Annotated in this window: 24 protein-coding genes; 4 read left to right on the top strand and 20 right to left on the bottom strand. The window is 65.5% G+C overall.

All coding sequences use genetic code 11. The features are described from left to right. Nucleotides 1-51 precede the first annotated feature (51 nt). On the bottom strand, nt 52-1,392 hold the full coding sequence (locus tag WBB07_RS09560) for an MFS transporter (protein ID WP_526306994.1): 1,341 nt from the start codon (nt 1,390-1,392) through the stop codon (nt 52-54). A 566-nt stretch (nt 1,393-1,958) separates the two neighbouring features. Here WBB07_RS09560 and WBB07_RS09555 point away from each other — a divergent pair. Then, nucleotides 1,959-3,080 (top strand): NDMA-dependent alcohol dehydrogenase, encoded by a 1,122-nt coding sequence (locus WBB07_RS09555; RefSeq protein ID WP_526307034.1) that lies wholly within the window; start codon nt 1,959-1,961, stop codon nt 3,078-3,080. A 122-nt stretch (nt 3,081-3,202) separates the two neighbouring features. Further along, a complete protein-coding gene (locus WBB07_RS09550; RefSeq protein ID WP_526306992.1) occupies nt 3,203-3,784 on the top strand; it encodes a TetR/AcrR family transcriptional regulator in 582 nt (193 codons plus the stop codon). A 2-nt stretch (nt 3,785-3,786) separates the two neighbouring features. Here the strand turns inward: WBB07_RS09550 and WBB07_RS09545 are convergent, their stop codons facing one another. From WBB07_RS09545 to WBB07_RS09510, 8 genes are all read right to left on the bottom strand, one after another. Beyond that, entirely contained in the window at nt 3,787-5,103 is a 1,317-nt protein-coding gene (locus WBB07_RS09545) for a M20 family metallo-hydrolase (protein WP_526306990.1), read from the bottom strand. A gap of 54 nt (nt 5,104-5,157) precedes the next feature. Continuing rightward, on the bottom strand, nt 5,158-6,177 hold the full coding sequence (locus WBB07_RS09540) for a TIGR03842 family LLM class F420-dependent oxidoreductase (protein WP_526306988.1): 1,020 nt from the start codon (nt 6,175-6,177) through the stop codon (nt 5,158-5,160). 10 nt (nt 6,178-6,187) lie between these two features. Beyond that, nucleotides 6,188-7,609 (bottom strand): dihydropyrimidinase, encoded by a 1,422-nt coding sequence (gene hydA, locus WBB07_RS09535; protein ID WP_526306986.1) that lies wholly within the window; start codon nt 7,607-7,609, stop codon nt 6,188-6,190. 72 nt (nt 7,610-7,681) lie between these two features. Continuing rightward, nucleotides 7,682-8,992 carry a uracil-xanthine permease family protein gene (locus WBB07_RS09530; RefSeq protein ID WP_526306984.1) on the bottom strand — a complete coding sequence of 437 codons (1,311 nt, stop codon included), beginning with the start codon at nt 8,990-8,992 and terminating at the stop codon, nt 7,682-7,684. A gap of 73 nt (nt 8,993-9,065) precedes the next feature. Next, nucleotides 9,066-9,473, bottom strand: a complete 408-nt coding sequence (locus tag WBB07_RS09525) for a VOC family protein (protein WP_526306982.1) — start codon at nt 9,471-9,473, stop codon at nt 9,066-9,068. 36 nt (nt 9,474-9,509) lie between these two features. After that, a complete protein-coding gene (locus tag WBB07_RS09520) occupies nt 9,510-9,800 on the bottom strand; it encodes a 2Fe-2S iron-sulfur cluster-binding protein (RefSeq protein ID WP_526306980.1) in 291 nt (96 codons plus the stop codon). Beyond that, a complete protein-coding gene (locus WBB07_RS09515) occupies nt 9,787-10,797 on the bottom strand; it encodes an isopenicillin N synthase family dioxygenase (RefSeq protein WP_526306978.1) in 1,011 nt (336 codons plus the stop codon). Before WBB07_RS09515 ends, WBB07_RS09520 begins: the two co-directional genes overlap by 14 nt. A gap of 190 nt (nt 10,798-10,987) precedes the next feature. Further along, entirely contained in the window at nt 10,988-11,980 is a 993-nt protein-coding gene (locus WBB07_RS09510; protein WP_526306976.1) for an isopenicillin N synthase family dioxygenase, read from the bottom strand. Between the two features lie 70 nt (nt 11,981-12,050). Here WBB07_RS09510 and WBB07_RS09505 point away from each other — a divergent pair, with 70 nt between their 5' ends. Then, on the top strand, nt 12,051-13,478 hold the full coding sequence (locus tag WBB07_RS09505; protein WP_526306974.1) for a PucR family transcriptional regulator: 1,428 nt from the start codon (nt 12,051-12,053) through the stop codon (nt 13,476-13,478). A 13-nt stretch (nt 13,479-13,491) separates the two neighbouring features. Here WBB07_RS09505 and WBB07_RS09500 read toward each other — a convergent pair whose 3' ends face one another. Together WBB07_RS09500 and WBB07_RS09495 are read right to left on the bottom strand one after the other, a co-directional pair. After that, a complete protein-coding gene (locus WBB07_RS09500) occupies nt 13,492-13,974 on the bottom strand; it encodes a pyridoxamine 5'-phosphate oxidase family protein (RefSeq protein ID WP_526306972.1) in 483 nt (160 codons plus the stop codon). A gap of 39 nt (nt 13,975-14,013) precedes the next feature. Beyond that, a complete protein-coding gene (locus WBB07_RS09495) occupies nt 14,014-14,934 on the bottom strand; it encodes an alpha/beta fold hydrolase (protein ID WP_526306970.1) in 921 nt (306 codons plus the stop codon). Between the two features lie 79 nt (nt 14,935-15,013). On the opposite strand from WBB07_RS09495, the gene WBB07_RS09490 reads away from it, so the two are divergent. Beyond that, nucleotides 15,014-15,640, top strand: coding sequence for a winged helix-turn-helix transcriptional regulator (locus WBB07_RS09490; protein ID WP_526307032.1), 627 nt, complete (start codon nt 15,014-15,016; stop codon nt 15,638-15,640). 8 nt (nt 15,641-15,648) lie between these two features. Here the strand turns inward: WBB07_RS09490 and WBB07_RS09485 are convergent, their stop codons facing one another. From WBB07_RS09485 to WBB07_RS09445, 9 genes are all read right to left on the bottom strand, one after another. Then, nucleotides 15,649-16,248, bottom strand: coding sequence for a TetR/AcrR family transcriptional regulator (locus WBB07_RS09485; RefSeq protein WP_526307030.1), 600 nt, complete (start codon nt 16,246-16,248; stop codon nt 15,649-15,651). Then, the gene (locus WBB07_RS09480) at nt 16,245-17,123 is read right to left on the bottom strand and encodes an oxygenase MpaB family protein (RefSeq protein WP_526306968.1); all 879 of its coding nucleotides are present in this window, start codon (nt 17,121-17,123) and stop codon (nt 16,245-16,247) included. The genes WBB07_RS09485 and WBB07_RS09480 overlap by 4 nt, the downstream gene beginning before the upstream one ends. A 124-nt stretch (nt 17,124-17,247) precedes the next feature. Next, nucleotides 17,248-19,410 carry a heavy metal translocating P-type ATPase gene (locus WBB07_RS09475; RefSeq protein ID WP_526306966.1) on the bottom strand — a complete coding sequence of 721 codons (2,163 nt, stop codon included), beginning with the start codon at nt 19,408-19,410 and terminating at the stop codon, nt 17,248-17,250. A 16-nt stretch (nt 19,411-19,426) separates the two neighbouring features. Further along, nucleotides 19,427-19,678, bottom strand: a complete 252-nt coding sequence (locus tag WBB07_RS09470) for a hypothetical protein (protein ID WP_526306964.1) — start codon at nt 19,676-19,678, stop codon at nt 19,427-19,429. Then, nucleotides 19,675-20,307, bottom strand: a complete 633-nt coding sequence (gene mce1N, locus WBB07_RS09465; protein WP_526306962.1) for a transport-regulating membrane protein Mce1N — start codon at nt 20,305-20,307, stop codon at nt 19,675-19,677. The genes WBB07_RS09470 and mce1N overlap by 4 nt, the downstream gene beginning before the upstream one ends. Further along, nucleotides 20,300-20,773, bottom strand: a complete 474-nt coding sequence (locus tag WBB07_RS09460) for a hypothetical protein (RefSeq protein WP_526306960.1) — start codon at nt 20,771-20,773, stop codon at nt 20,300-20,302. Before WBB07_RS09460 ends, mce1N begins: the two co-directional genes overlap by 8 nt. Nucleotides 20,774-20,904: 131 nt before the next feature. Then, nucleotides 20,905-21,324 carry a hypothetical protein gene (locus WBB07_RS09455; RefSeq protein WP_526306958.1) on the bottom strand — a complete coding sequence of 140 codons (420 nt, stop codon included), beginning with the start codon at nt 21,322-21,324 and terminating at the stop codon, nt 20,905-20,907. Beyond that, nucleotides 21,321-22,292 carry a porphobilinogen synthase gene (hemB, locus tag WBB07_RS09450; protein ID WP_526306956.1) on the bottom strand — a complete coding sequence of 324 codons (972 nt, stop codon included), beginning with the start codon at nt 22,290-22,292 and terminating at the stop codon, nt 21,321-21,323. Before hemB ends, WBB07_RS09455 begins: the two co-directional genes overlap by 4 nt. Before the next feature lie 16 nt (nt 22,293-22,308). Further along, on the bottom strand, nt 22,309-23,767 hold a 1,459-nt coding region (locus tag WBB07_RS09445; protein WP_526306954.1), incomplete at its 5' end, for a bifunctional uroporphyrinogen-III C-methyltransferase/uroporphyrinogen-III synthase.

The following is a 23,767-nucleotide window of genomic DNA, read 5'->3' as shown; positions in this document are numbered from 1 at the left end:
ACCGGCCGCCTCACAGCAGACGTAACCAGAAGATCTCGGTCGAGCGATTCTTCACGCACGACCGAGATCTTCTGTGGCGATGCGGCGCCAGTGCCGAAGTTTTGCTGCTGCCGGAATAGTCAGTGCCAGAATCGAAATCACACAGGCGGCAGCTATGTACCCGGCCAGCGCCAACTGTCCGACCGCCTGGCTGCCGATGGACGCCGTGATCGCCACCGCGATGAACGGGGCCGGAGCACTGAACAGCACACCGCCCATCTGATACGCCACAGATGCACCGGTGTAGCGCACCTCGGCAGGAAAGAGGCCACTGGCATAGGCGGCCACCGCCGAGTAGGTGACAGCATGTCCGACGGTCACGATCAGGATCATCGCCGCACAGACGGAGGCGAACGTGCCCAGAGACAGTAAGAAGAAGAACGGGTAGGCGACCACCGCCATGTACGCCGCACCCCAGATCAGCATCTTTCGCGGTCCGATCCGGTCGGCGACGGCAGACGCATAGGGGACCGAGAAGATGTCGAGGATGCAGGCGATGAGCAGTGCCAGCAGGATCATCTGGCGAGGTACGTTCAACGTCTCTGGTCCGTAGGACAGGACGAAGACGGTCACCAGATAGAACGGCACCAGTGAGGTTGCCTGGGTGAAGATGCCCACGGCCAGGGGCGCCCGGTGGGATCGCAGCACCTCGGCAATGGGCATCCGCGTCAGCTTCTTGCTGCTTTGCGTTTCCTCGAACTCCGGGGACTCCGTGAGGCTGAATCGCACGTAGAGCCCGATGGCAACCAATGCCGCGCTCGCGATGAACGGAATGCGCCATCCCCACGACATGGCGGCCTCCTCGGGAAGCAACCCGACCAGCAGGAAGGCTGTGGTGGCGAGCACCAGACCAGCAGGAACACCGGCCTGCGGGAAGCTGCCGTAGAAAGCGCGCTTGTGTTGCGGTGCATGTTCAACGGCCATCAGGACCGCGCCACCCCATTCACCGCCGACCGCAAAGCCCTGGAGCAAGCGCAGCAGCACCAGCAGCAGCGGCGCTGCGATACCGATCTGCTCGTAGTTCGGCACCAGCCCGACCAGCACCGTCGATCCGCCCATCAACAGCAGCGACAACACCAGCATCTTCTTGCGGCCGATGCGGTCGCCGTAATGACCGAACACCACCGCACCGAGCGGGCGGGCGAAGAACGCCACCCCGAACGTCGCGAAAGCTGCGAGCGTGGCGGCCAGCGGATTCAACGTCGGGAAGAACTGGGTCCCGAAAACCAGGGCCGCGGCAGTGCCGAAGATGAAGAAGTCGTACCACTCGATGGCGGTGCCGACGAAGCTGGCTACCGCGACCTTCCGCGGGCTGACCTTGGCGGTGCTGCGCCTACCGGTAGTTGCTGTCACCTGTTGCCCTCCTTTCGTGAGATGCCCAGTCGTATCGCGTCGCACCTGATGCGAGCAGTTGTGGCCCAGGTCACCCAGTGCAGCACACACGCCGGCCTTCGTCAACAATATTGGACCGATCAGTACGATTCGTGTGGCACGAGTGGTGATCGGCCATACTTGTTATCGTTCAGCATTTGACGCAACATTCTAAGCCCAGATGAGTCAGCGGTTGTAACGATCGGTACCACAGCAGATGCTGCGTCACGGCAAGAACACCAATCCCGCATTGCCCGATGCGTGGCCCGCCACCTGCGGGGGGGTCACGTCGTACCGATCGATCCATTTTCTTCAGCGACTCCCATATATAGCCAGTTGAATATCGCCTTAACGGAATCACCATCGGATATCGATCGGTACAAGAATGCTTGCCGACTTGGTTCACGATGTGATCTACTCAACTCATCGGATCGACTCACAGATGTCGAATACACCGATTCATCAAGGCGGACAGAGTTATTCCGCGATATCGGTGACGAGCAGCACCAACCGGAACAAGCCGTCAGGAGAAAGGAAGACAGATGCCGATCACCACACGAGGTGCCATCTGCTGGGAACCGGGAGCGGGCAAGGGATGGTCGGTCGAGGAGATCGAGATCGGCGATCCACGGCCCGATGAGGTGCGGGTGCGACTCGCAGCGTCAGGATTGTGCCACTCCGACGACCACATCGACGCCGGTGTCTACGTCGGACTGGACCCGATGGTCGGTGGGCACGAAGGTGCCGGCATCGTCGAGGAAGTCGGTTCGGAGGTCAAGGACATCAAACCTGGGGACCACGTCGTTCTTGCGTTCATCCCGTCGTGCGGCCGCTGTTTCTCCTGCGCGAGCGGACGTTCGGCGCTGTGCGACCTCGGCGCACACCTGTTCGGTGGTGTTGCACTCTCCGACGGCACACACCGAGTTCACGCACGTGGCAAGGGTGTGGGAACGATGTGCCTCCTCGGCACCTTCTCGCCCTACGTCGTCGTTCACCAGGACAACATCATCAAGATCCGTGAGGACGTCCCACTCGACAAGGCCGCTCTGGTCGGGTGCGGTGTGACCACCGGATGGGGTTCGTCGTTCAACACGGCCGGCACCCAGCCAGGAGACACGGTGGTCGTCGTCGGCGTCGGCGGCATCGGCATGAATGCCGTCCAGGGAGCCAGGCTTGCCGGAGCCAAGCACATCGTTGCCGTCGACCTGGTTCCCCAAAAGCTCGACTGGGCCAAACAGTTCGGCGCCACGCATGTCGCCGACAGCATGGACAGCGCCCTCGAGATGGTGCGCGACCTCAGCTGGGGGCGGATGGCCGAGCGGGCCGTGCTGACCACCAGCGTCGCCGAGGGCCATCTCGTGGAGCCTGCGCTTCAACTCATCGGAAAGCGGGGCGTCCTCGTCATCACTTCCGTCGCGCCAGGTGACCAACTCAAGGTCGATCTCGATCTCTTCACACTCACCTGTTACGAGAAGCAGATCCGCGGCGGTCTTTTCGGTTCGGCCAACCCTCGTATCGACATCCCGCGGTTGCTGGATTGGTATATGGACGGAGACTTGAAGCTCGATGAACTGGTGACGTCCACATACACACTCGACGAGATCAACCAGGGATACCAGGACATGCGCAGCGGCAAGAACATCCGAGGCATGATCAAATACGAAGCCTGACCGGACGTCACGTCCGGAGATCGCCTCGGTGTGGGACGATGTGACACACCGAGGCGATCCCCACCGACGAATAGCTGGAAGGTGGGACGACTCCGGGTGGGACGGAAAGGCCAGACCGCACTATGTCGCAGACGAAATACGACGCCAAGCGGGACCAAATTCTGCATGTCGTGGCTGAATTGTTCGCTGCGAAAAGCTATCACGGAACGGGTATCGCCGAGATCGGTGATGCGGTGGGTCTCGGCCGCGGTGCGCTCTACCGGTACATCGGCAGCAAGGAAACGCTGCTCTATGAGATCTCCAGCAGGCAGTTGAACCGGATGAACGAGGTCGCTGATGAACTGGCGGTGACCGAACCAGACCCTGAAAAGCGTCTCGGCTGTTTGGCCGAAGCGTTGCTGCGCAATATCGCCGAGCACCGTTCCGAGTGGACGGTCTTCTTCCGTGAGTTCCACGCCCTCACCGGGTCATGGCGCGAAGAAGTACTCGCCGGCCGGGAACGCTACGAAGCGCACTGGCGGGACACGATCAACGAAGGAATCCGTGCGGGACGCTTCCGCAGGGTGAGTCCGGTCGTGGTCAAGGGCATCCTGGGAATGTTCAATTACAGCTATCTCTGGCTGACACCTTCGGGCAACGAAACCCCCGAACAAATTGCCAGCGAGTTCGTCGACGTCGTGATCTCGGGCCTGCGTACTGGATGACGCTAGCCCATCGGGGTCTCCACCATCCGGGCGAGAACCTCGGTGAGGACATCCACACCGGCGGTGAGGTCGACGTCACGGGTGTACTCGGCCTCCGCATGCGACACCCCGTCGACGCTGGGCACGAACAGCATGACGGTGGGCACCAGGTCTTTCATGTTGGTCGAGTCGTGACCCGCCCTGGTGAGTACCTGCATGTGGCCGAGGCCGAGATCGTCGATCGCCGACTCGGCAAGCGCGACTCCCTCGGGTTGGTAGGTGTGCCCCTTCCAGGTGTGGGCGAAGCGACGTTGAATCTCGACGTCGGCGGACACCTCGATCTCGGCGCAGGTGCGTCTGAGCTCCTCGTCCGCGGCGGCCAGCAGGGCGTCATCGGGTGAGCGCAGATCGAGATGCATGTGCACCTCCCGCGCCACCACCACCGGCGAATTGGGATACACCACCAGCTGACCGCACGACGTGTGCAACTGGTCGCCGTACCGGTCGGCGATCTCGCGCAACGCCACGACGATCTTCGCCGCACCCAGTAGGGCATCCTGGCGGTCGGTCATGGCCGTTGCACCGGTGTGAGATTGAGCGCCGACGACGGCGAGCTCGTACTTGTTGGCCGCCCACGTCGCCGGCACCACCCCCAGCTGGATTCCGGCCTTGTCGAGTTCACGGCCCTGCTCGATGTGGATCTCGGCATAACCGCACACCCCGGGAGCACCGCTGTCCTGGTCACCGCCCACCGCAAAAACATCGGTGTCGCCGCGCATCTGGAGAGCATCCAAAGCGTCCCGTACGGTGACCCCGTCGGTGTCGGTGGTGTCCAACGCGGCCTCGAGATCGATCTTTGCAGTGAACACGCCGCTGCCCTGCATCGAGGGTTTGAACCGTGAGCCTTCCTCGTTGAACCAGTTCACCACCGCAAGATTCACCCGTGCCGACTCTGGAAGCGACCGGTAGTGACCCGACAAGCGGTCGACGGCGTGCGCGGCGGCCAGGACACCGTAGGCGCCGTCGAAACGGCCGCCGCGCGGCTGGCTGTCCAGATGGGAACCCACCAACACGTACGGTGCCCCCGGCACGAGTTCGCAGAGTCCGAACATGTTGCCGATCCGGTCGTAGGCGACGCGTAAGCCTCTGTCGGACATCCACTGCGCCAGCCACGCCCGAGTCAGTCCGTCGGCGGCGGTCGCCGCCTGGCGCTCCACACCCCCGGCCGGGGTGGCACCGAACTCCGACATGACGACGAAGTCCTCGAGGAATCGCGTGTCTGCGGCAGGATTGGACGGGATTCGCACCACCGATGCGTTTGTGTCACTGACGTCGGGCATGAAACTCCGATCCGGGTCGAGGGCTCAGGTTGCAGGGTGCAGCAGAGGAAGTTGTCACACCCGAGCGGCGAGCTGCGGCTGCAAGGCCGGGATCACCTGGTCGCCGTACGCGGCCAAGGTGGTGTCGATCCCGTCGTGCTGCAGGTAGGCGGCGAACTGATCGACGCCCAGGTCGCGGAGTTCGCGCAGCCGTTCCAGATGCCGATCAGGCGTTCCGAGGAGGCAGAAGCGGTCGACGATCTCGTCCGGGACGAATTCGGTGTGGGTGTTACCGGCCCGGCCGTGCTGGTTGTAGTCGTACCCGGACCGGCGCTCGATGTAGTCGGTGAGCGCCCGGGGCACTCCTGCCCCCTCACCGCCATAGCGCGCCACCAGATCAGCGACATGGTTGCCGACCATCCCGCCGAACCACCGGCACTGATCGCGTTGGTGGGCAAGATCGGTGCCCACATAGGCGGGGGCGGCAACAATCACCTTGACCGTCGCGGGGTCCCGGCCGGCCGCTACCGCGGCGCCCTTGACCCGGGCGACCATCCATTCCACGATGGTGGGATCTGCGAGCTGCAGGATCACCCCGTCGGTGCGGCGCCCGATCAGATCCAACACGCGTGGACCGTAACCGGCCCCGTACACCTCCAGGCGGGACCTACGCGCCCACGGGAATTGCACTCCGGCGCCGTTGATCTCGACGCTGCGTCCGTTGCCGAGTTCACGGATCACGTCGACGGCCGCGCCGAGCTCGGCGACCGAACAGGGCTTGCCCGAGGTGACCCGCACCGCAGAGTCACCGCGGCCGATGCCGCATACCGTGCGATTGCCGAACATCGAGTTCAGGGTCGCGTAGGTGGAGGCGGTCACGGTGTTGTCGCGGGTCAGTGGATTGGTGACCATCGGCCCGACGGTGACGTTCCTGGTGGCCGCCAGGATCTGGCTGTAGATCACATACGGTTCCTGCCACAGCACATGTGAGTCGAAGGTCCAGACATGGGAGAACCCCCGATTCTCGGCTGCGACCGCCAACTCGACGACTCTCGATGCGGGCGGATTACACTGCAGGACAACGCCGAAATCCATGATGACTCCTCTAGATCAGATTCTGACTCAGACCACGGCGGACGAATCTGCCGTCGGTGCGGTTGCCCAGGTAGGTCCCGGCATCGACGATCCGCTTGCCCCGGGAGAACACGGTGGCAACACCGCCGTCGATGGTGAACCCTTCCCAGGCCGAGTGGTCCATGTTCATGTGATGTTTTGCCTTCATGCCTATCTCGGTACGCGCACGGGGGTCGTAGATCACCACATCGGCGTCGGCTCCCGGGCTGATCACCCCTTTGCGCGGGTACATGCCGAACATCCGCGCCGGCTCGGTGCTGCACACCTGGACCCATCGTTCGAGACTGATCCTGCCGTCCACCACGCCCTGGAACATCAGATCCATCCGGTGTTCGACACCGCCGATACCGTTGGGGATCTTCGAGAAATCACCGATCCCCATCTCCTTCTGGCCCTTCATGCAGAACGGACAGTGATCGGTGGCCACCCCGGTGACATCACCGGTGCGGATACAACGCCACAGCTCATCCTGATGCCCCTCGGCCCGGGACCGCAGCGGAGTCGAACAGACCCACTTGGCACCGTCGAAACCCGCTGCGCCCAACTGCTCTTCCAGCGAGAGATATAGGTACTGAGGACACGTCTCGGCGAATACATTGGCGCCCGCACCGCGGGCGACGGCGATCTGCTCCAGCGCCTGTTTGGCCGACACGTGCACCACATAGAGCGGCACACCGGTGACATCGGCCAGCATGATGGCCCGGTGCGTGGCTTCCTCCTCGAGCTGCCACGGCCGCGAGAGGCCATGGTGATAGGGGGTGTTCTCACCGCGCGCGAGGTGTTGAGTCACCAGTTCATCGATGGCAATCCCGTTTTCGGCGTGCATCATCATCAGTGCGCCCACCTCGGCACACCGTTGCATCGCGCGAAGGATCTGACCATCGGTGGAGTAGTAGACGCCGGGATAGGCCATGAACAACTTGACGCTACTCACGCCTTCGTCGATCAGTTCCCCTATTGCCTCCAACGAGTCGGCGTTGACGTCACCGATGATCTGATGGAAGCCGTAGTCGATGGCGCAGTTGCCCGCCGCCTTCTCGTGCCACTGCCCCAGGGTGTCCTGGACCGCGGTGCCCGGGGTCTGGATGGCGAAGTCCACGATGGTGGTGGTGCCGCCCATCGCCGCGGCGTACGTCCCGGTTTCGAAGGTGTCCGACGCGGTGGTCCCGCCGAAGGGCATCTGCATATGAGTGTGTGCGTCCACACCCCCGGGGATGACGTATCTGCCCGCCGCATCGACGGTCTGGTCGACATGATCGGCGAGTCCGGGCCCGAACGGGGTGGCCCCCGGCTGGATCAGCGCCGCGATCGTCTCTCCGTCGATCAAGACATCCAGCTGCTGACGGCCGGTGGACGAGATGACCGTGCCACCGTGAATCAGCGTGGTCGCCATGTGCTCTCCATTCGTGCTGCGTTGCGGTTCGTGCTTCGTTGTGGTTCGTGCTTCGTTGTCAGGGTGGGTCGGTCAGCCCGGAGCGCCGGGGGTCGGGACGGTGGCCTCCCGAGCGGTGGCCGATTCCGGCTCGGTCGCGGGTTCCACTGTGTTGCGCCAGGTTCCGATGGCGCGCATGAGGTGGTACACCACCACTGCGGCGATGGCACCCAGCGCGATACCACCGAAGCTCAGGCCGCCGACGTTCAAGGTGAAGTCGGCGATGCCGATGACCAGCGGTACCGCCGCGGTGATCTGGTTGATGGGTTGGGAGAAGTCCACGCGGTTGAGCACCCAGATGTGGACGCCGAGGATGCCGACCAACCCGTACAGCACCACGGTCGCACCGCCCAGTACGCCCGGCGGAATGGACGCGATGGCCGCACCCACCTTGGGGCACAGACCGAGCAGCACGGCGGCCGCACCGGCGACCCAGTAGGCAGCGGTGGAGTACACCTTGGTGGCGGCCATCACGCCGATGTTCTCGGCGTAGGTGGTGGTCGCCGAGCCGCCGCCGCTGCCTGCCACCGTGGTGGCCAGCCCGTCGGCGAACAGGGCCCGCCCCATCAGCCTGTTGTTGTCGATACCGGTCATCGCACTGATCGACTTGACGTGACCGATGTTCTCGACAACGAGCACCAGGACAACCGGAATGAACATCGGCAGGACCGACAGGCTGAAGCTCGGCGCGGTGAACTCCGGCAGTCCGATCCAGCTGGCCTCGCCGATGGCCGAGGTGTCCACCTCGCCGCGCAGCAACGCGACGATGTAGCCGACCACCACCGCCGTGAACACGGCAAGTCGCCCGAGCAGACCACGAAACAGCACCAACGACAACACCATCAGCGCCAGCACGATGAACGCGGTGACCGGCGCCTGCTCGAAGTTGGTCTTCGCGGTCGGTGCGAGATTGAACCCGACCAGAGCCACGATGGCGCCGATGCTCACCGGTGGCATCAGTCGTTCGATCCACCCGATGCCCCAGATGTGCACAACGGCACCGACGACCATCACCAGCAACCCGACCATGATGATGCCGCCGAGCGCCCCGGCCGGTCCGTCCGAGGCCGCCGCCGCGGTCACCGGAGCGATGACCGCAAAACTCGACCCGAGGTAGCTCGGCAGCTGATTGCGGGTGATGATCAAGAACAGGATGGTTCCGATCCCGGAGAACAGCAGCGTCGTCGCCGGGGCGAATCCGGTGAGCACCGGCACCAGGAACGTGGCGCCGAACATCGCCACCACGTGCTGCAGGCCGATGCCGACGGTACCCGGCCAAGACAGCCTCTGGTGCGGTGCAACGACACCTCTGCCGTCGGTTGGTTGCCAACGAAACATCGACATGCTGATTCTCCTTGCCGGACGGTCAGTGGATGTGTCGACGGCGTTGTCGAAATCTGGTTTCAGGGACGTGTTGTCACGAGCTGGGTGTGAGGTCCAGATGATTGATCCGGAACACGTTGCCTGCGGGATCGGCCAGAACCGACTGCCAGGCGCCGTAATAGGTCCGCGCCGGCTCCTTCACGCAGCGCGCCCCCTCGGCGACGGCCGCCTCGGTCATGATGTCCACCAGTTTGTCGCTGTCCACCTCGAAGGTGAGGAACTGCGTGGTTCCCGAGACATCCTGCGGCGGATCCAGATTCAACAGTTCGTAGGCATGCGTCGAACTGAACCCGAGGATGGTCTCACCCATGCGCAGACCCCGGAAATGATCGGAGCGCAACTCGTCGACCTCGGCGAGGTCGAACACGGCACGGTAGAAGCCGCTGAGCTCTTCGATGTCCTCGGTGATGACGCTGGCAAAAGACAGATAGGTGGCGGGCATGATCGGTCCTCGTTGCGAATTGGTTGACGGGTTGGTTCACAGGTCCAGGACGAGGCGATCGCCGGCGGATCTGCTGACACACGCGATGAAACGCTTGCCTGCGGCCTTGGCCCGTGCCGAGAGCACGGTGTCGAGATGCAGCGGCTGACCGGCAAGCAGGGTCTGGACACACGCGCCGCACTCACCCTGCAGGCAGTTCGAGTCGATCCCCGGCAACCGCTCCTGGAGCACCTGCAGGGCTGTCCGATCCGCCGGAACGATCAGAACCTCGCCGGTGGAACGCAATTCGATCTCGAAAGACTCGGCATCGGCCTCAGGTGCGGGCATCAGGTGTTCGCGAGAGAGAGATGGTCTTCTGGAACTTGGCAGTGAGGTGGTCTCCTGAGCTGATCGGCGCATACTTCGGCTTCTCCCCCGGCGCCACACAACTCGGCAGGCATTCGATCATCGCGTCGTAGTTCGGCTGATGGAAGAAGACCAGGCTCATCCGCCGGGTGTTACCGGAGGCGTCCGGGCGCGGTGGGCGCACCCGGTGCCGTGTCGAGATCCACAGGTCGTTGGTCCACTGGGCCATCAGGTCCCCGATATTGACCACCAGGGCGTCGGGCACCACGGGCACCGGCACCCAGTCACCGTCCTGGGTGAAGACCTCGAGCCCTCCGGGCGCTTCTTCCTGGCGCACGATGGTCAGGCTGCCGTAGTCGGTGTGCGCTCCGGCGCGCATCTGACCGGGCAGCGGAGGTGCGTCCAGGTGCGGGTAGTTGATCGCCCGCAGCATGCTGATGTCTTTGTCGATCGTCTCGTCGAAGAAGTCGGGGTCGAGATCGAGCCCCCGCGCGAATCCGCTCATCAGCCGCCGGGCCAGGGCGTTCATCTCGCGGAAGTACTCGGTCCAGATCTGTTCCATCCCCGCGGGCCGGGCCGGCCATCGGTTGGGCAGAAAGTGCGGGCCGGCGTTCTCCGGAGCGAAGTAAGGGTCATCAGCGTCGACGTCCACGGGGCCGGCGTCGAACTTCTCGTGCAGGTCCCGCGGTTGTTCGACATCCTCGCTGTAGGAGAACGCCTGCTCGCCGATCGACGAATAGCCGCGCACCGCGTCCGGGCTCGGTTGCCGGACCTCACGCTTCTCCTCGGCGTCGAGGGCGAAGAACTCATCGGACACCCGGTACATCTCGGTGATGAGCTGATCGGTGATGCCATGGTTGACCACCTGGAAGAAGCCGATCTCCCGACCGGCATGGTCGAGGGCTTCGCCGACGCTCTTCTTGGCGGCGTCGTCGCCGTCGGTCAAGGCGGAGATGTCGATGATCGGAACTACTGACATGACAGGTCCTCACGCTCGTTCGGGGATTGATCTCGAATGAGTCTGTCCCGGAATGAATTCGAGGTGAAGTGGCCGACGCCACCCGTTGCGGAACCCAATGCTGTGTGCCCGTCACAGCGGAAATACTGCCGAAACATCCCCTAACGCCGAGGAAACGAGAGGTGCTGTGGCTGTAACTGAAGCAGCGGCTTCAGTCGCGCGCGGCGGACCGCCCGAACGTGGTCTGACGGACGTACTTCTCCATCAGGTGCCGGCCGGCGATCAATTCCTGACGTGGGCCGGTGACCGGTCCACGCAACGGCGGCAGCTCCTGCACAGCGGTGTCGAAGTTGGGGTGCTGGTAGTAGGCGAAGGCCAACCGGGTACCCCCGAACCCCACCGAGAGGGGCGGATTGGCGGTGCGATGGACGGTGGCCGACCAGCGGTTGCCGGTCCACTCGGCCAGGAGATCACCGACCAGGACCACCAGGCTCGTCGGCGCGGTACTCACATCGAGCCACTCGCCGTCACGGTCGAAGACCTGCAACCCGCCGGTGGTCGATTCGGCGCACACGATGGTGAATGCCCCGTAGTCGGTGTGCGTGCCCGCCCGGTACTGATACGGGAAGGGTGTCTCGAGCTGAGGCGGGTAGTGCAGCGCCCGCAACATGCTCATCTCGCGATCGAACATCCCCACGAAGTGGTCGCGGGCCAAGCCGAAACCTTCGGCCGTCAACGCCAGCAGGCCGGCGCAAACCCGTTGCATCTGCCGGTAGTGGTCCTCCCACAGCTCCCGGAAACCGGCGGGGTGTTGCGGCCACAGGTTGGGAAAGGCCATCTCGGCAGCGCCGGCCTCGCCGAGCACCGGTCCGTCGATCGGCCCGATGTCCATCTTCTCCTTCAGATCACCGTGGGACTCCTCGTCCAGGGAGTACGCGATGCCCTCCGACCCGACACCCGACCAGCCGCGGACCTGTTCGGGACTGGGCTGAGCGACGGCGGACTTCATGGCGTCGGGCTGATCGAAGAAGCGGTGCGTCACGTCGAGCAGTGCGGCGATGGCCGACGGGGTGATTCCGTGGGCGTCGAGGCGAACATAGCCCACCGTGGACAACGCCGTGTCCAGCAGTTCGAACTGACGGTGCCGGCCTGCCCGGTCCGGGCCGCAAGCTTGCGCGAAGTCGATCGGCGGCACTGAGATCACCCGACTACTGTGCATCATGTGCTGCCGTTCGTGACGTCGAGGAGTTCCTCGAACTCCTGTGGCATCGCCGATGCAGCGTTCTGACGCCCTCACCGTCGCCGACGTCGCGGCGGCACTGGCCGTATCCGTGGTCACCGGCTCCGCCAGCACTGATGTCGTGGTGACCGGCAGCACCGATGCGGATGCCGGACCATGGACGGCAACCGAACTGGTGCACCTGCGCTGGGAGTCGGTGCGCGCCGACGGGCCGTTTCCCGACCTCACCCTCCTGCTGTCCGACGTGCTCCAGACCCGGCCGGCAGCGGTGCTCATCACCCCGAGTCGCCCCGTCAACCCGCCGCCCGCGGCGATCGAACTGGCCGAGCGGGCGAATGTGGCCATCCTGTGGGACCGCGATGCGGCAGCGGACGTCACCACCGGAGTGCCGCGTCTACTCGCCCCTCAGCCATCCGGTGGGACGGAGCTCAGCACGTTCCCGGCACAGGTTCTGGCGGTCGCCGACGACCTGCGTGGCGTGCTCGATGTTCTCGGCACCACGCTCGGCGCCCGGGTCACCCTGCGGATGGGCCAAAGCGCCGGAAGCACGGCCGCACCGGTGCACACCGTTGCGGTGGGTGTACGGGCGGTGCTGGAGGTCGACCGGCCGACACCCTTGCGCGAGCAGGAACGCCGCCTGGTCCACAGCGCTCTCCCCGTTCTGTTGATGCACACCAGGATGTCGGAGCCCGACGCCGACGATCGGGCGGTCGAAAAGGCCCGGTCGTTGAAGCTCATCCTCGGCGACGACCTGGCTGAACGCGAACAGGCGGTCCGGCGCAGTCGGCGTCTGTCGCTGTTCTCCGACAAGCCCGTCGTCTTCCTGGCAGTGGAGCCGTTCAACGTCCCGATGGACATGGGTGGTCTCGCGCAGCTTCGTGACGACATCGCCCCGGTGGCAACTAGATTCGACCCGCACTCGGTCACCCTGGCCAAAGGCGGGCTGGCGGTGATCCTGATCGACGCGAGCGTGGATCAGGAGTCCTTTCAGCGTGCACTGAGTCGTGCAGTGAAAGCCCCGGTCGCGGTCGGTGCCGGGGTCGAGGTCAACGAAGCCCGTGGTTACCCCGGTTCGTTCCGGCAGGCGGCGCGGGCGGTCGCGGTGGGACGTTCGATCGGTGCGATCAATCGGCTGACCCGATACCGCGACCTCGGAGTCCTGGCGCTGCTGTACCAACTACCCGAACACACCCGCCGCAGTTTCGTCGCCGAGACCTTGGGATCCATCGCCGGCACCGGGAGCGAGAGCTTGGAGCAACGGCGGGTTCTGCGGATACTGCGTGCCACCGACTGCAACATCGCCGAATCCGCACGCCGACTCTTCGTGCATCCGAACACGCTGCGGACCAAGATATCTCGCATCGAGGCGGTGACCGGCCCCCTGCTCAGCGACCCGGAGCGTCGGCTGACGGTGTTCATCGCGCTGGCGGTGTTCTCCCTCGACAGCCAGACCGACAATTGACGCCGGGTGCTGCTCACCGCCGCCAGGTGAGCACTTCGCCCGACCCTTGCGTCATCATCGATCCGGGCATCACCCGCAGCCTGGTCGGCGTCAGCTTCCAGCCCGCGAACGCCGGTGAGGTGGGACCATCCCGCCACGGCTCGATGATCGCCGGGTCATAACCCACCGGATCCGGGCCCGTCCTGAACCGCTCCCACAGTTCAGTCCGCTCGGCATCGTCGAGTACCCACGCAACATCGGCCTCGGCGCTGCAGGTGTCATGGGTCGGTGCCCAGTAGTTGATCGAGATGTGCGGGAACGCGGAGATGTGCGCCTGTTTGATCGGGGTGGGGCCGACGGCGATCCAACCGGTGAGTTCGGTTCCGTCCCACTCCCAGATGGGGTGCAGGACCCGGCTGCGCGGATGCGAGTTCTCGTCGACGGTGGCCACCGATGCCCAGACGATCGTGTGGGCCATGCCGACGAACGCGGGGGCTATCTGATCGAGAGATGTCATGGGAGCAGTCAAACAGCGTCGGCCACAGTGCGTGGTGATCTACCGATCCGGCGCGCGTCTCACAGTGCCGTCTGCACCCGGCACGGCCACCCAATCACGGATCGCGGCGACAAACTCCTCCGGCGCATCGGACTCCACATAGGTGCCGGCACCTTCGACGATCACGGTCCTGTGGTCGGGGAAGGTCGCTTCCAGCCGCTCGCGTTCCCGGGCGCGGAAGGCGATGTCCGCATCACCCCACACGATCAGTGTCGGCAGGTCAGCGAGGCCAGCCAGACCGGCCTCGACCTCGGCGAAGAATGCCTTGCTGGCCAGCACTCTGCCGGGGAGCACGGCACACGCCTGCCGTCGCTGCGGAGTGTCGAGCGCCAGTCGGTAGTGGTCCATCTCGGCTGCAGTCGGGGTGCGTCTGCGGTGACCGGTGGGGATGAACGCATTGACAAGCAGGTTCAGCCGTCGAACCAGGAATCGCATCGCCGGTCCGCCGGCAATGCGCGAAAACGCCTCGAAGTGCAGCACACCGTTGACCGGCCATGCCCAGGTGTTGGCAAGCACCAGCCGATCGAAGACACCCGGTCGCCGTTGCGCGGCGGCGAGACCGATCACGCCTCCCCAGTCCTGCCCGACCAACGTGACCTCGCTCAGGCCGAGGGCATCGACAAATCCGGTCACCACCTCCGCGTGCTCCTCGGGCAGGTAGCGGTAACCGGGCCTCGCCGTGGACAGCCCGAAACCCGGATAGTCCACGGCGATACACCGGAAGTCGTCGCGAAGCGCGGAGATCACGTCGCGCCAGAGAAACGACCACGTCGGATTGCCATGCAGCAGAAGAAGTGTGGGACCAGATCCCTCGTCGACGTAGTGCACGCTGTGCCCGTCGATGTCGATGAAACGGCTCTGGAACGGGAACAGTCCGTCGTCGACCCAGTCGGGCCGCGCACTCCTTGAGATGTCGTTCATTGCGCGCCCCTGTCTCGATCCCAGCAGTTGCTTGAACATGTCATATACACTTGAGAAACTCAAGCAACAGGGAGAAGTGATGCGCAGCTACGGCCAGTACTGCGGGCTCGCCCGCTCTCTCGAGGTCGTCGGCGACCGGTGGAATCTGCTCATCGTCCGCCAGCTCCTCATCGCTCCCGCCCGCTACCGTGACCTGGCCGACGGCCTGCCCGGCATCGCAACCAACCTGCTCGCCGACCGCTTGCGCGACCTCGAGTCCTCGGGAGTGATCGAGCGGCGACTCGCCGGCACGGGCAGCGTGGTCGAGTACGTCCTCACCCCGTGGGGTGCCGAACTACGCCAACCGATCGAGAGCCTCATCCGCTGGTCCACTCCACTGATGATTCGCGGGCCCGAAGGTGATTCCTTCCGCCCCGAGTGGCTCACCCTGGCCCTGCCCGCCCTGCTCGAGGCTCGGGTCAAGGTCCGCTCCTCGACAACGATCGGCCTGGAGATCGGCGACCCACCCCTACAGCTCCGCGCGACGCGCACCGGCTTCGAGGTCGGCCCGCACGACGGCCGCGCCCTCGATGCGATTGTTCGCGCCGAACCCTTTTGCGTACTCGGCCTGGCCGCCGGTGCGCTGACCCTCGGCGACGCCCACGCCCTCGGACTCGTCGAGATCGACGGCGACGAGTCGGTGGTCCGGACCGTCTTCGCCGCCTGAGGCTCCGGTCACACCGTGATGGTCGTCGCCCGCAGAGCTTCCGGCAGGCTGGGCAGGAAGTGGGTGGTGGCGAACGCACGCACGTCGTCGGCGGAGTCGAGTGAACGTGACCCCGGCAGCAGCAGCGCCATCAGCGCATACCGCAGGATCCCGTCGGCCAGATCGGTGACCACCGCCGGACCGACACGCTGGACAAATCCGGCCGGGAAGATCACCTCGAGCGCGTCGGCAATCCGCAGCACCGCCGCGTCGTGATGTTCGCGAGCGAGCTCCAACGCCAGCGCCGGATCGTCGACGATCAGCTGATTGAGCACCCGGTGCCCCCGGAACTTCAGGATCGCCGAGGTGAACGCCTCTACATAGTAGTTCGACTGCGGCCCTTGAACTTTCACGTCGGCGGCGATATCGGCGCACAACGTCGCGTTTTCGCGGTCGATCACCGCTGCCACCAGTTCGTCACGGTTGGCGAAGCGCCGATAAATGGTGGTCCGGCTGACCTTCGCCCGCCGGGCCACGTCGTCGAGCGCCACCCGTCGGAAACCGTGGCGTTCGAACTCGACAACGGCCGCATCGAGGATCTTCGAGGTGGCCGGATCGGCGCCGGTCAGGGCGACACCCCTTCTCTGGCGTAGCCGGAACGCGCAATCCCGTTGTAACGCACCGACATCGGCAACCGGTTCCAGACCGCGTTGACGGGCTTCGACCGCCAGAACGCGGCGAATCGCTGATACCGCTTCTCCTGCTGAGCATTCCATGGAAGATTCAGCAAAACGCGAGCCTGCGGCGGCAGGCCCCCGGTGGTCAGAAAGGCCGCCACCGGATTGAACACCTTTTGGGCAACGGACCAGACCGCCGGTGAAACACCTTTGGGCCGCGGAAACCCCTTGGTGACGTATCCGACGCTGTAGGTGGCCGACGGATGAGCGGTCACCACCTCGTCGAGCATGCGCTGCCAATACTTCTCGAAGTCGGCGTAGGACGCGGGCATGGCGCGGTCACTGACGCCGTAGCGGCGGTACCAAGTCTTGGACTCCAGGTACATCTGCTGCTTCTCGGCGTCGGTCAACCGTTTGACGAACGTGTCTGCGAAATAGAAGACCTGATCCAGGAAGGTGGCGTGCGCCCAGAAGTAGGTGTCGGGATCCAACGCGTGGTAGCGCTTTCCCTGCTCCCCGGGCATCTCCCCTTTGATGTCGTGGTGGAAGTCGCGCACCTGCGCGCCGGCGTTGTTGTCCTCGGCGCCGTAGACGGTGCGAAAGATCGGCGGCAGCGAGCGCTTGATCCGGGCGCTGGTGTCGGCAAAAAACACCGAATGGTCTTGCACACCCTGACCGAGCTCGGCCAGGGTCAGTTGCAGCACCCCGGGCCGCGGTCCGATCAGGAACATCCGGTTGTCGCCGAAGTATCGCCAGATCAGCGAGTCGGCACCCAGCGGCAATGCGTCGGGCTGGCTGTCGTCGCGATCCTGCGCCAGTTCAGTCACTGCAACAGTGTTACAGATTCTGCACTTTGTTCCAACCGTCGGTCTCGGCGAGCGCGCGTGTCTGTACGGGAACAGTGGCGTGTCGCCGTACAAATGCGCGCGCTCGGCCTCAGCGGAAGCGGCCTCAGCGGAAGCGGCGGAGCCGCAGACTGTTGCCGACCACCAACACCGACGAAGCCGCCATCGCCGCCCCGGCGATCATCGGGTTGAGCAGTCCGAACGCCGCGAGCGGAATCGCCGCGGTGTTGTAGGCAAACGCCCAGAACAGGTTCACCCGGATGGTGCGCAGCGTGCGCGTCGCCAGCCGCAACGCCGTCGGCACCGTCCGCAGATCACCACGCACCAAGGTGATGTCCCCGGCCTCGATCGCGGCATCGGTGCCGGTGCCCATGGCCATCCCGATATCCGCCGTCGCCAGCGCCACCGAATCATTGACACCGTCGCCGACCATGGCCACCCGCCGACCGTCGGCCTGCAGCCGTTTGATCGCCGCAGCCTTCTCGGTGGGCAGCACACCGGCAATCACGTCCTCGGCGGCGATACCAACCTCGTCGGCCACCTGCCGCGCCACCGCAGCATTGTCACCGGTGAGCAACACCGGGGTGATGCCCATGGACTTCAGCTCGGCGATGGCCTCGGCACTGCTCGGTTTCACCGCATCGGTGAGGCGGATGACCCCACGCACCCGGCCATCCCACATCACCTCCACCCCGGTGCCCGGCGCCACCGGGGCCGGGTTCAACAGATCGATCCCGGCGATCGACCCCTCCCGGGAGACACTGACCTGAACATCGTCGACAACGCCGGAGACGCCGACACCCGGCTGGTTGGCAAACTCGGTCACCTCGGGAACCTCGACACCACGGTCGCGGGCCGCGGCCACGATCGCCGCGGCCACCGGATGTTCGGAGGCCGCTTCGACAGCGGCGGCGCGCCGTAGCACCTCAGCGGCATCCTCACCGGGGCGGACATCAACAGCCCCGACCGTCATCTGCCCGGTGGTGACGGTGCCGGTTTTGTCCAGCACCACGGTGTCCACACCGGTGACCGTCTCCAACACCTGCGGATCCTTGATCAGTACCCCGAGCTGAGCGCCACGGCCGGTACCGACCAGAATCGCCGTCGGCGTGGCCAGACCCAGCGCGCACGGGCAGGCAATGATCAGAACGGCGACCGCCGCGGTGAAGGCGGTGGTCCAGGCCGCGCCGACGGCAAGCCAGCCGATGACGGTCAGGGCCGCGACAACCAGGACGACGGGCACGAACACCGCCGACACCCGGTCGGCGAGCCGCTGGATCGAGGCCTTGCCGTTCTGGGCGTCCGTGACCAGCCGCCCCATCCTGGCCAGCTGAGTATCAGCGCCGACCTTCGTGGCCCGCACCCGGATTCGGCCGAAGGTGTTGACCGCCCCACCCAGCACCGCCGAGCCCGCACTCACGTCCATCGGCACCGACTCGCCCGTCATCGCCGAGGTGTCCAGAGCCGAATCGCCGTCGACCACCTCACCATCGGTGGCCACCCGCTCACCCGGGCGAACCACAAAAACATCACCGACACGGAGTTCAGCGACGGGCACCTGCACCTCCGCGCCGTCACGCACCACCACGGCATCTTTCGCGCCCAGCGACAACAGCGCCCGCAACGCCGAGCCCGCCGAGCGCTTGGCGCGTGCCTCGGCGTTGCGGCCGGCGAGCAGGAACACCGTGACGGCCGCGGCCACTTCGAAGTAGACGTGCTCATGAAAATGGGGACCAGGATTGGTCACAACGGTGAACGCCGACCACAGGTAGGCCGCCGTCGTCCCGAGAGAGACCAGGGTGTCCATGGTGGAGCTGCCGTGCCGGGCGCTGCGCAGAGCGGCCCGATGGAACGGATACCCTCCCCAGACCACGATGGGCGTTGTCAGCGCCAGCATCAGCCACTGCCACCCGGTGAACTGCCAGGCCATCACCATCGACAGCACCACGACCGGCACGGCCAGGATCGCCGAGCCGCTCAGGCGTACCCGTAGATCAGGCTCGCGTCCCGGCGCCGCCGGTGCGGTATCCGAGCCAGGAGTCGGAACAACTGCGGCCTGATAGCCGGTGGCGGCGACGGCTTTGATCAGATCCTCGGCCGTCACCGACGGATCATGATCGACGTGGGCGCGTTCGACCGCAAAGTTCACGCTCGCCCGGACCCCCGCGAGGTCGTTGAGACCACGTTCGACGCGGGCGGCGCAGGACGCGCACGTCATCCCCTGAAGATCGAGATCGGTTGCGACAGTCGTCACCGGTGCAGTTCCCATGACAGCGATGGTACCCCTAGGGGGTATGGGTTTGTGATCTCCTCCATCGCGCGACCCCCACCACGATGAGCACCCCGGCAATCGTGACCAGCAACAGCGTCAGGACCAGCGGCGGAGCATGGTAGGCCACCGACCTCGTGGCGGGCTCACCATCGACGATCGGCGCAACATCGACAACAGCCCGCACGTTGGCGGCACTGATAGCGGCACCGACCACCGCTGCCACCGCCAGCACCAACTCGACCACTGCGCGCTGTCTGTCCCTCATGTATCGGCACGCCCTTCGATCAACCCGTTCAACGCCGCACGCAATTCGACATGGCGGCGCGCCCAGGCCTGCACCGTCCGCCCACCGGTGAGCTTGAGCCCGATCCCGGTACGTCCGCGCGGCACCCCGGTGAGCTCACCCAACGCTCGTGCCGACTGCCATTTCCGCACCACCTCGGCATCATGTGCCTCGTCGGTTCGGTTGGCGCTCTCGGATTTGGCCTGCGCAAGATCGGCGGGGTCCACCCCGGCCTTTTTCAAGGCGCGGTCGGCCAGCGCGTTCGACTTGCCGGCGTTCTTGTACAGCCGCCGATCGTCGTAGTAGCTGCGCATCCCGTTCTTCGGGGCCGGATAGACCGCGACGATTTCGTCGACACCGATCGTCTGCGTGCCTTGGCGCAACGACGTCTCCGTCAGCTCCACCGAGGTGTGGATGCGGGCAGCTTTGATCTGCACCGCGATGAAACCGGACACCAGGACCAGGAACACCGCCGGAACCAGCCATTGCACGCCGGCCCCGCTGGTGATCTGGATCGAGATGATGGCCAGCGCGGCGGCCGGACCCGCCAACACCCAGTACCAGCTGGCGCCGTTTTCGAAGAACACCGGTGGCGCCCCGGCGTCAGCCATCAGCACGCCTCGGCGCCTGGCTTTCGAACCAGGCCGCAATCGGTGGCCGCATCAGCGCGATCGCACCAAAAATGATCGGCAACACCGCGATGAGCGCCACCACAAAAACCACCTGGACCAGCACAGCCACCCCGATGATCAGGAACGAGATCGCAACGGCAAACGCGATGGTGGCCCGGCGGAAGCGCGGATCCCCCTTGCGCGTCCGGCCCGACAGGAATCCCAGCAAGGCGCCGGCAACAATCGAGAAAACCCCGACCCCGCGCTGGAACGTGACGATGTTGTGGACCTGCTCGTCGGTAACGCCCTCCGATGCCATGGCCCGCGCCATGTCGTAGGTGACAGTCAGAGCCATCAGGCCATTCAGTACCAGCAGAACCGCGCCGACGACCAAGAGCCAGAAGGCCACGTCCACGGCCCGAGGTCGGGGGCCGGCCGGAGAAGGGGTCGCCGCAGAGGGGGTCATGGTCGGGTCAGTTTACGCCGGGCGGCCCAACGTCCGCGCCCCGGCGACCGATCAGGGCACGCCGAGTTCGACGAAATGGGGTGTTCTTCTTGAACATTTCCGCCCAAACGTGAGTTTGGGCGGAAGAGGAGTCAGCGGGTGAAGAAGGCGTTGGATTCCTTGCGGTGCAATTGGTAGATCCCGCCGGCCACCAGCACTGCTGCCACGATGCCGGTCACCGCGAAGATCACCGCGGCCACCGCGGGCCGATCGGTGTTGAAGACGCCGGTGAACACCGAAACCATCGACGCCGCACCGCCGGCCGTCAGCACGGTGCGCGCCCACCGATACCCCTGCCGCATCAACATCAGGAACGTCACCACCAGCGCCAGCAGCACGACGAGGAACCCCATCATCGCCGCCGCCACGATCGCCGAGAAGTTTTCCAGAGTTGCCACATCGACGATGTAGCCGGCGGCAAGAAGCGGCACCGCCACCACCCACAGCCAGAACCCGGTGTCGACGTCGGCGGGGCGGGTGGACTTCTGCGGTGGTGCCGAATGATGCGTCACGACAACCAACCTGCCACGTCGGCCGCCCAATAGGTCAGCACGATGTCAGCTCCCGCCCGGCGGATGCCGAGCAGCGCCTCCAGCGCGGCCGCCTCCAGATCGATCCAGCCGTTAGCCGCCGCGGCGCAGATCATCGCGTATTCCCCGGAGATCTGATAGGCCGCAACCGGCACCGGCGAGATGTCCGCGCAGGTCCGCACCACATCCAGATACGCCATGGCCGGTTTGACCATCACCATGTCGGCGCCCTCGGCGATGTCGAGTTCGATCTCCCGCAACGCTTCCCGCGCGTTCCCGTTGTCCTGCTGATAGGTGCGACGGTCACCGCGCAACGTGGACCCCACCGCCTCGCGAAACGGGCCGTAGAACGCGGAGGCGAACTTTGCGGCGTACGCCAGGATCGCGACGTCGGCGTGCCCCGCGGCATCCAGCCCATCGCGAATGGCAGCCACCTGGCCATCCATCATGCCGCTGGGGCCGACCACATGGGCGCCCGACCGCGCCTGGGCGACAGCCAATTTCACGTACTGCGCATTGGTGGCATCGTTGTCCACCCGACCGGTGGCGTCGAGCACACCGCAGTGGCCGTGATCGGTGAACTCGTCGAGACAGGTATCGGCCATCAACACGGTGTCATCGCCGAGATCGGCGGCCAGATCCCGCAACGCAACATTGAGGATGCCGTCCGGATCGATACCCGCAGAGCCGACCGCATCCTTGTCGCCGTCGCGGGGCACCCCGAACAACATCAGCCCACCGACCCCGGCAGTCACCGCGTCAGCGGCGGCCCGCCGCAACGAGTCCCGAGAGTGTTGCACCACCCCGGGCATCGAAGAAATGGGCCGGGGTTCCGAAATGCCGTCGGCCACGAACATCGGCAGAACCAGATTCCTTGGTTCCAAGGATGTTTCAGCAACCAGCCGTCGCATGGCCGGCGTCGACCGCAGCCTACGTGGACGCTGCCGCATGATCAGTGGCTGTACTTCACCGACGACGGCTCTTCTTCCGCGGCGGCGGCAGCGCACCCTCGGCCCGCAGCCGGGCGGCATGCTCGGCCAGCGCCTCGACCAGCGCACCGACGGCCGCCGTCTCCGGCTGCACATCCACCCGCAACCCGAATTCGGCGGCAGTCTCCGCCGTCTTGGGTCCGATGCACGCAACGATGGTGCGCGCGTGCGGCTTTCCGGCAATACCGACCAGGTTGCGCACCGTCGAACTGGAGGTGAAACACACCGCGTCGAAGCCACCGGTCTTGATCATCTCCCGGGTCTGCGCCGGCGGCGGAGCCGCACGCACAGTCCGGTACGCGGTGACATCCTCGATCTCCCAGCCGCGTTCCCGCAGCCCCTCGGCCAAAGTCTCGGTGGCAATGTCGGCGCGCGGCAACAACACCCGGTTCACCGGATCGAAAACGTCGTCAAAGGGCGGGAACTCGTCGAGCAAGCCCAGTGAGGACTGCTCCCCCGACGGAATCAGCTCGGGGCTGATACCAAAAGCGCGCACCCGGTCGGCCGTCGCCTCACCCACACAGGCGATCTTGACCCCGGAGAAGGCGCGGGCATCGAGCCCGAACTCGCCGAACTTCTCCCACACCGCACGCACCGCGTTGGTCGAGGTGAACACCACCCACTGGTAACGACCGTCGACCAGGCCCTTGACGGCCCGCTCCATCTGGGCCGGGCTGCGCGGCGGCTCGACGGCGATGGTCGGCACCTCGATGGGCAGCGCGCCATGATTGACCAGGCGGTCGCTCATCTCGCCGGCCTGATCCTTGGTGCGCGGCACCAACACCGTCCAGTTGTAAAGAGCCCGGCTCTCCCACCAGTTCAGCTTGGCGCGGTGGGCCACGGTCTTGCCGATGGTGACCACCAGCGGACCGGTCAGCGGACCCGCCGGCTCTCCTGCACCGATGGCCGCACGATCGGTCAGCTCATGCAGCGTCGCCTCGACACTGCGCTGCGCGCACGTGGTGCCCTGCGCCGTCACCACACACGGCGTGGTCTCCACCAGGCCGTGCTCGATCAAGGTGCGCGCCGAATCGGCCAGGTGCTGCGGAGTGGCGTGCAGGATCAGCGGACCAGGCGCGGCGGCCAGCGCCGCCCAGTCCACGTCGCCGCGGACATCGGCCACGGTGTGCGCCGAGCCCAGCGGCAGGCCGGCGTACGTCGGCACCGCCGTCGACGCGGGCAGACCGGGCACGATCTCGAAGGTCAGATTGGTCTTGGCGACAGCACTGACCTCAGCCAGCACCGCGTCCACCGACAACGGGTCACCAGAGACGAGACGTACCACGTCGACGCCGGAACGGGCCTCCTGGGCCAGCGTCTTGGCCACCTCGGCGGGATCACCCAGCGCGGGACGGATATCGGGACCGGAGCTCACCACCGGCGGCGCGATCTCGTCGGCGACCACCCCGTCGGCACCGGCCTGCGGTGCCCCGTCG

Source organism: Mycobacterium sp. (assembly GCF_049647605.1).
Lineage (GTDB): Bacteria > Actinomycetota > Actinomycetes > Mycobacteriales > Mycobacteriaceae > Mycobacterium.
This window is presented reverse-complemented; position numbering and strand designations above follow the sequence as displayed.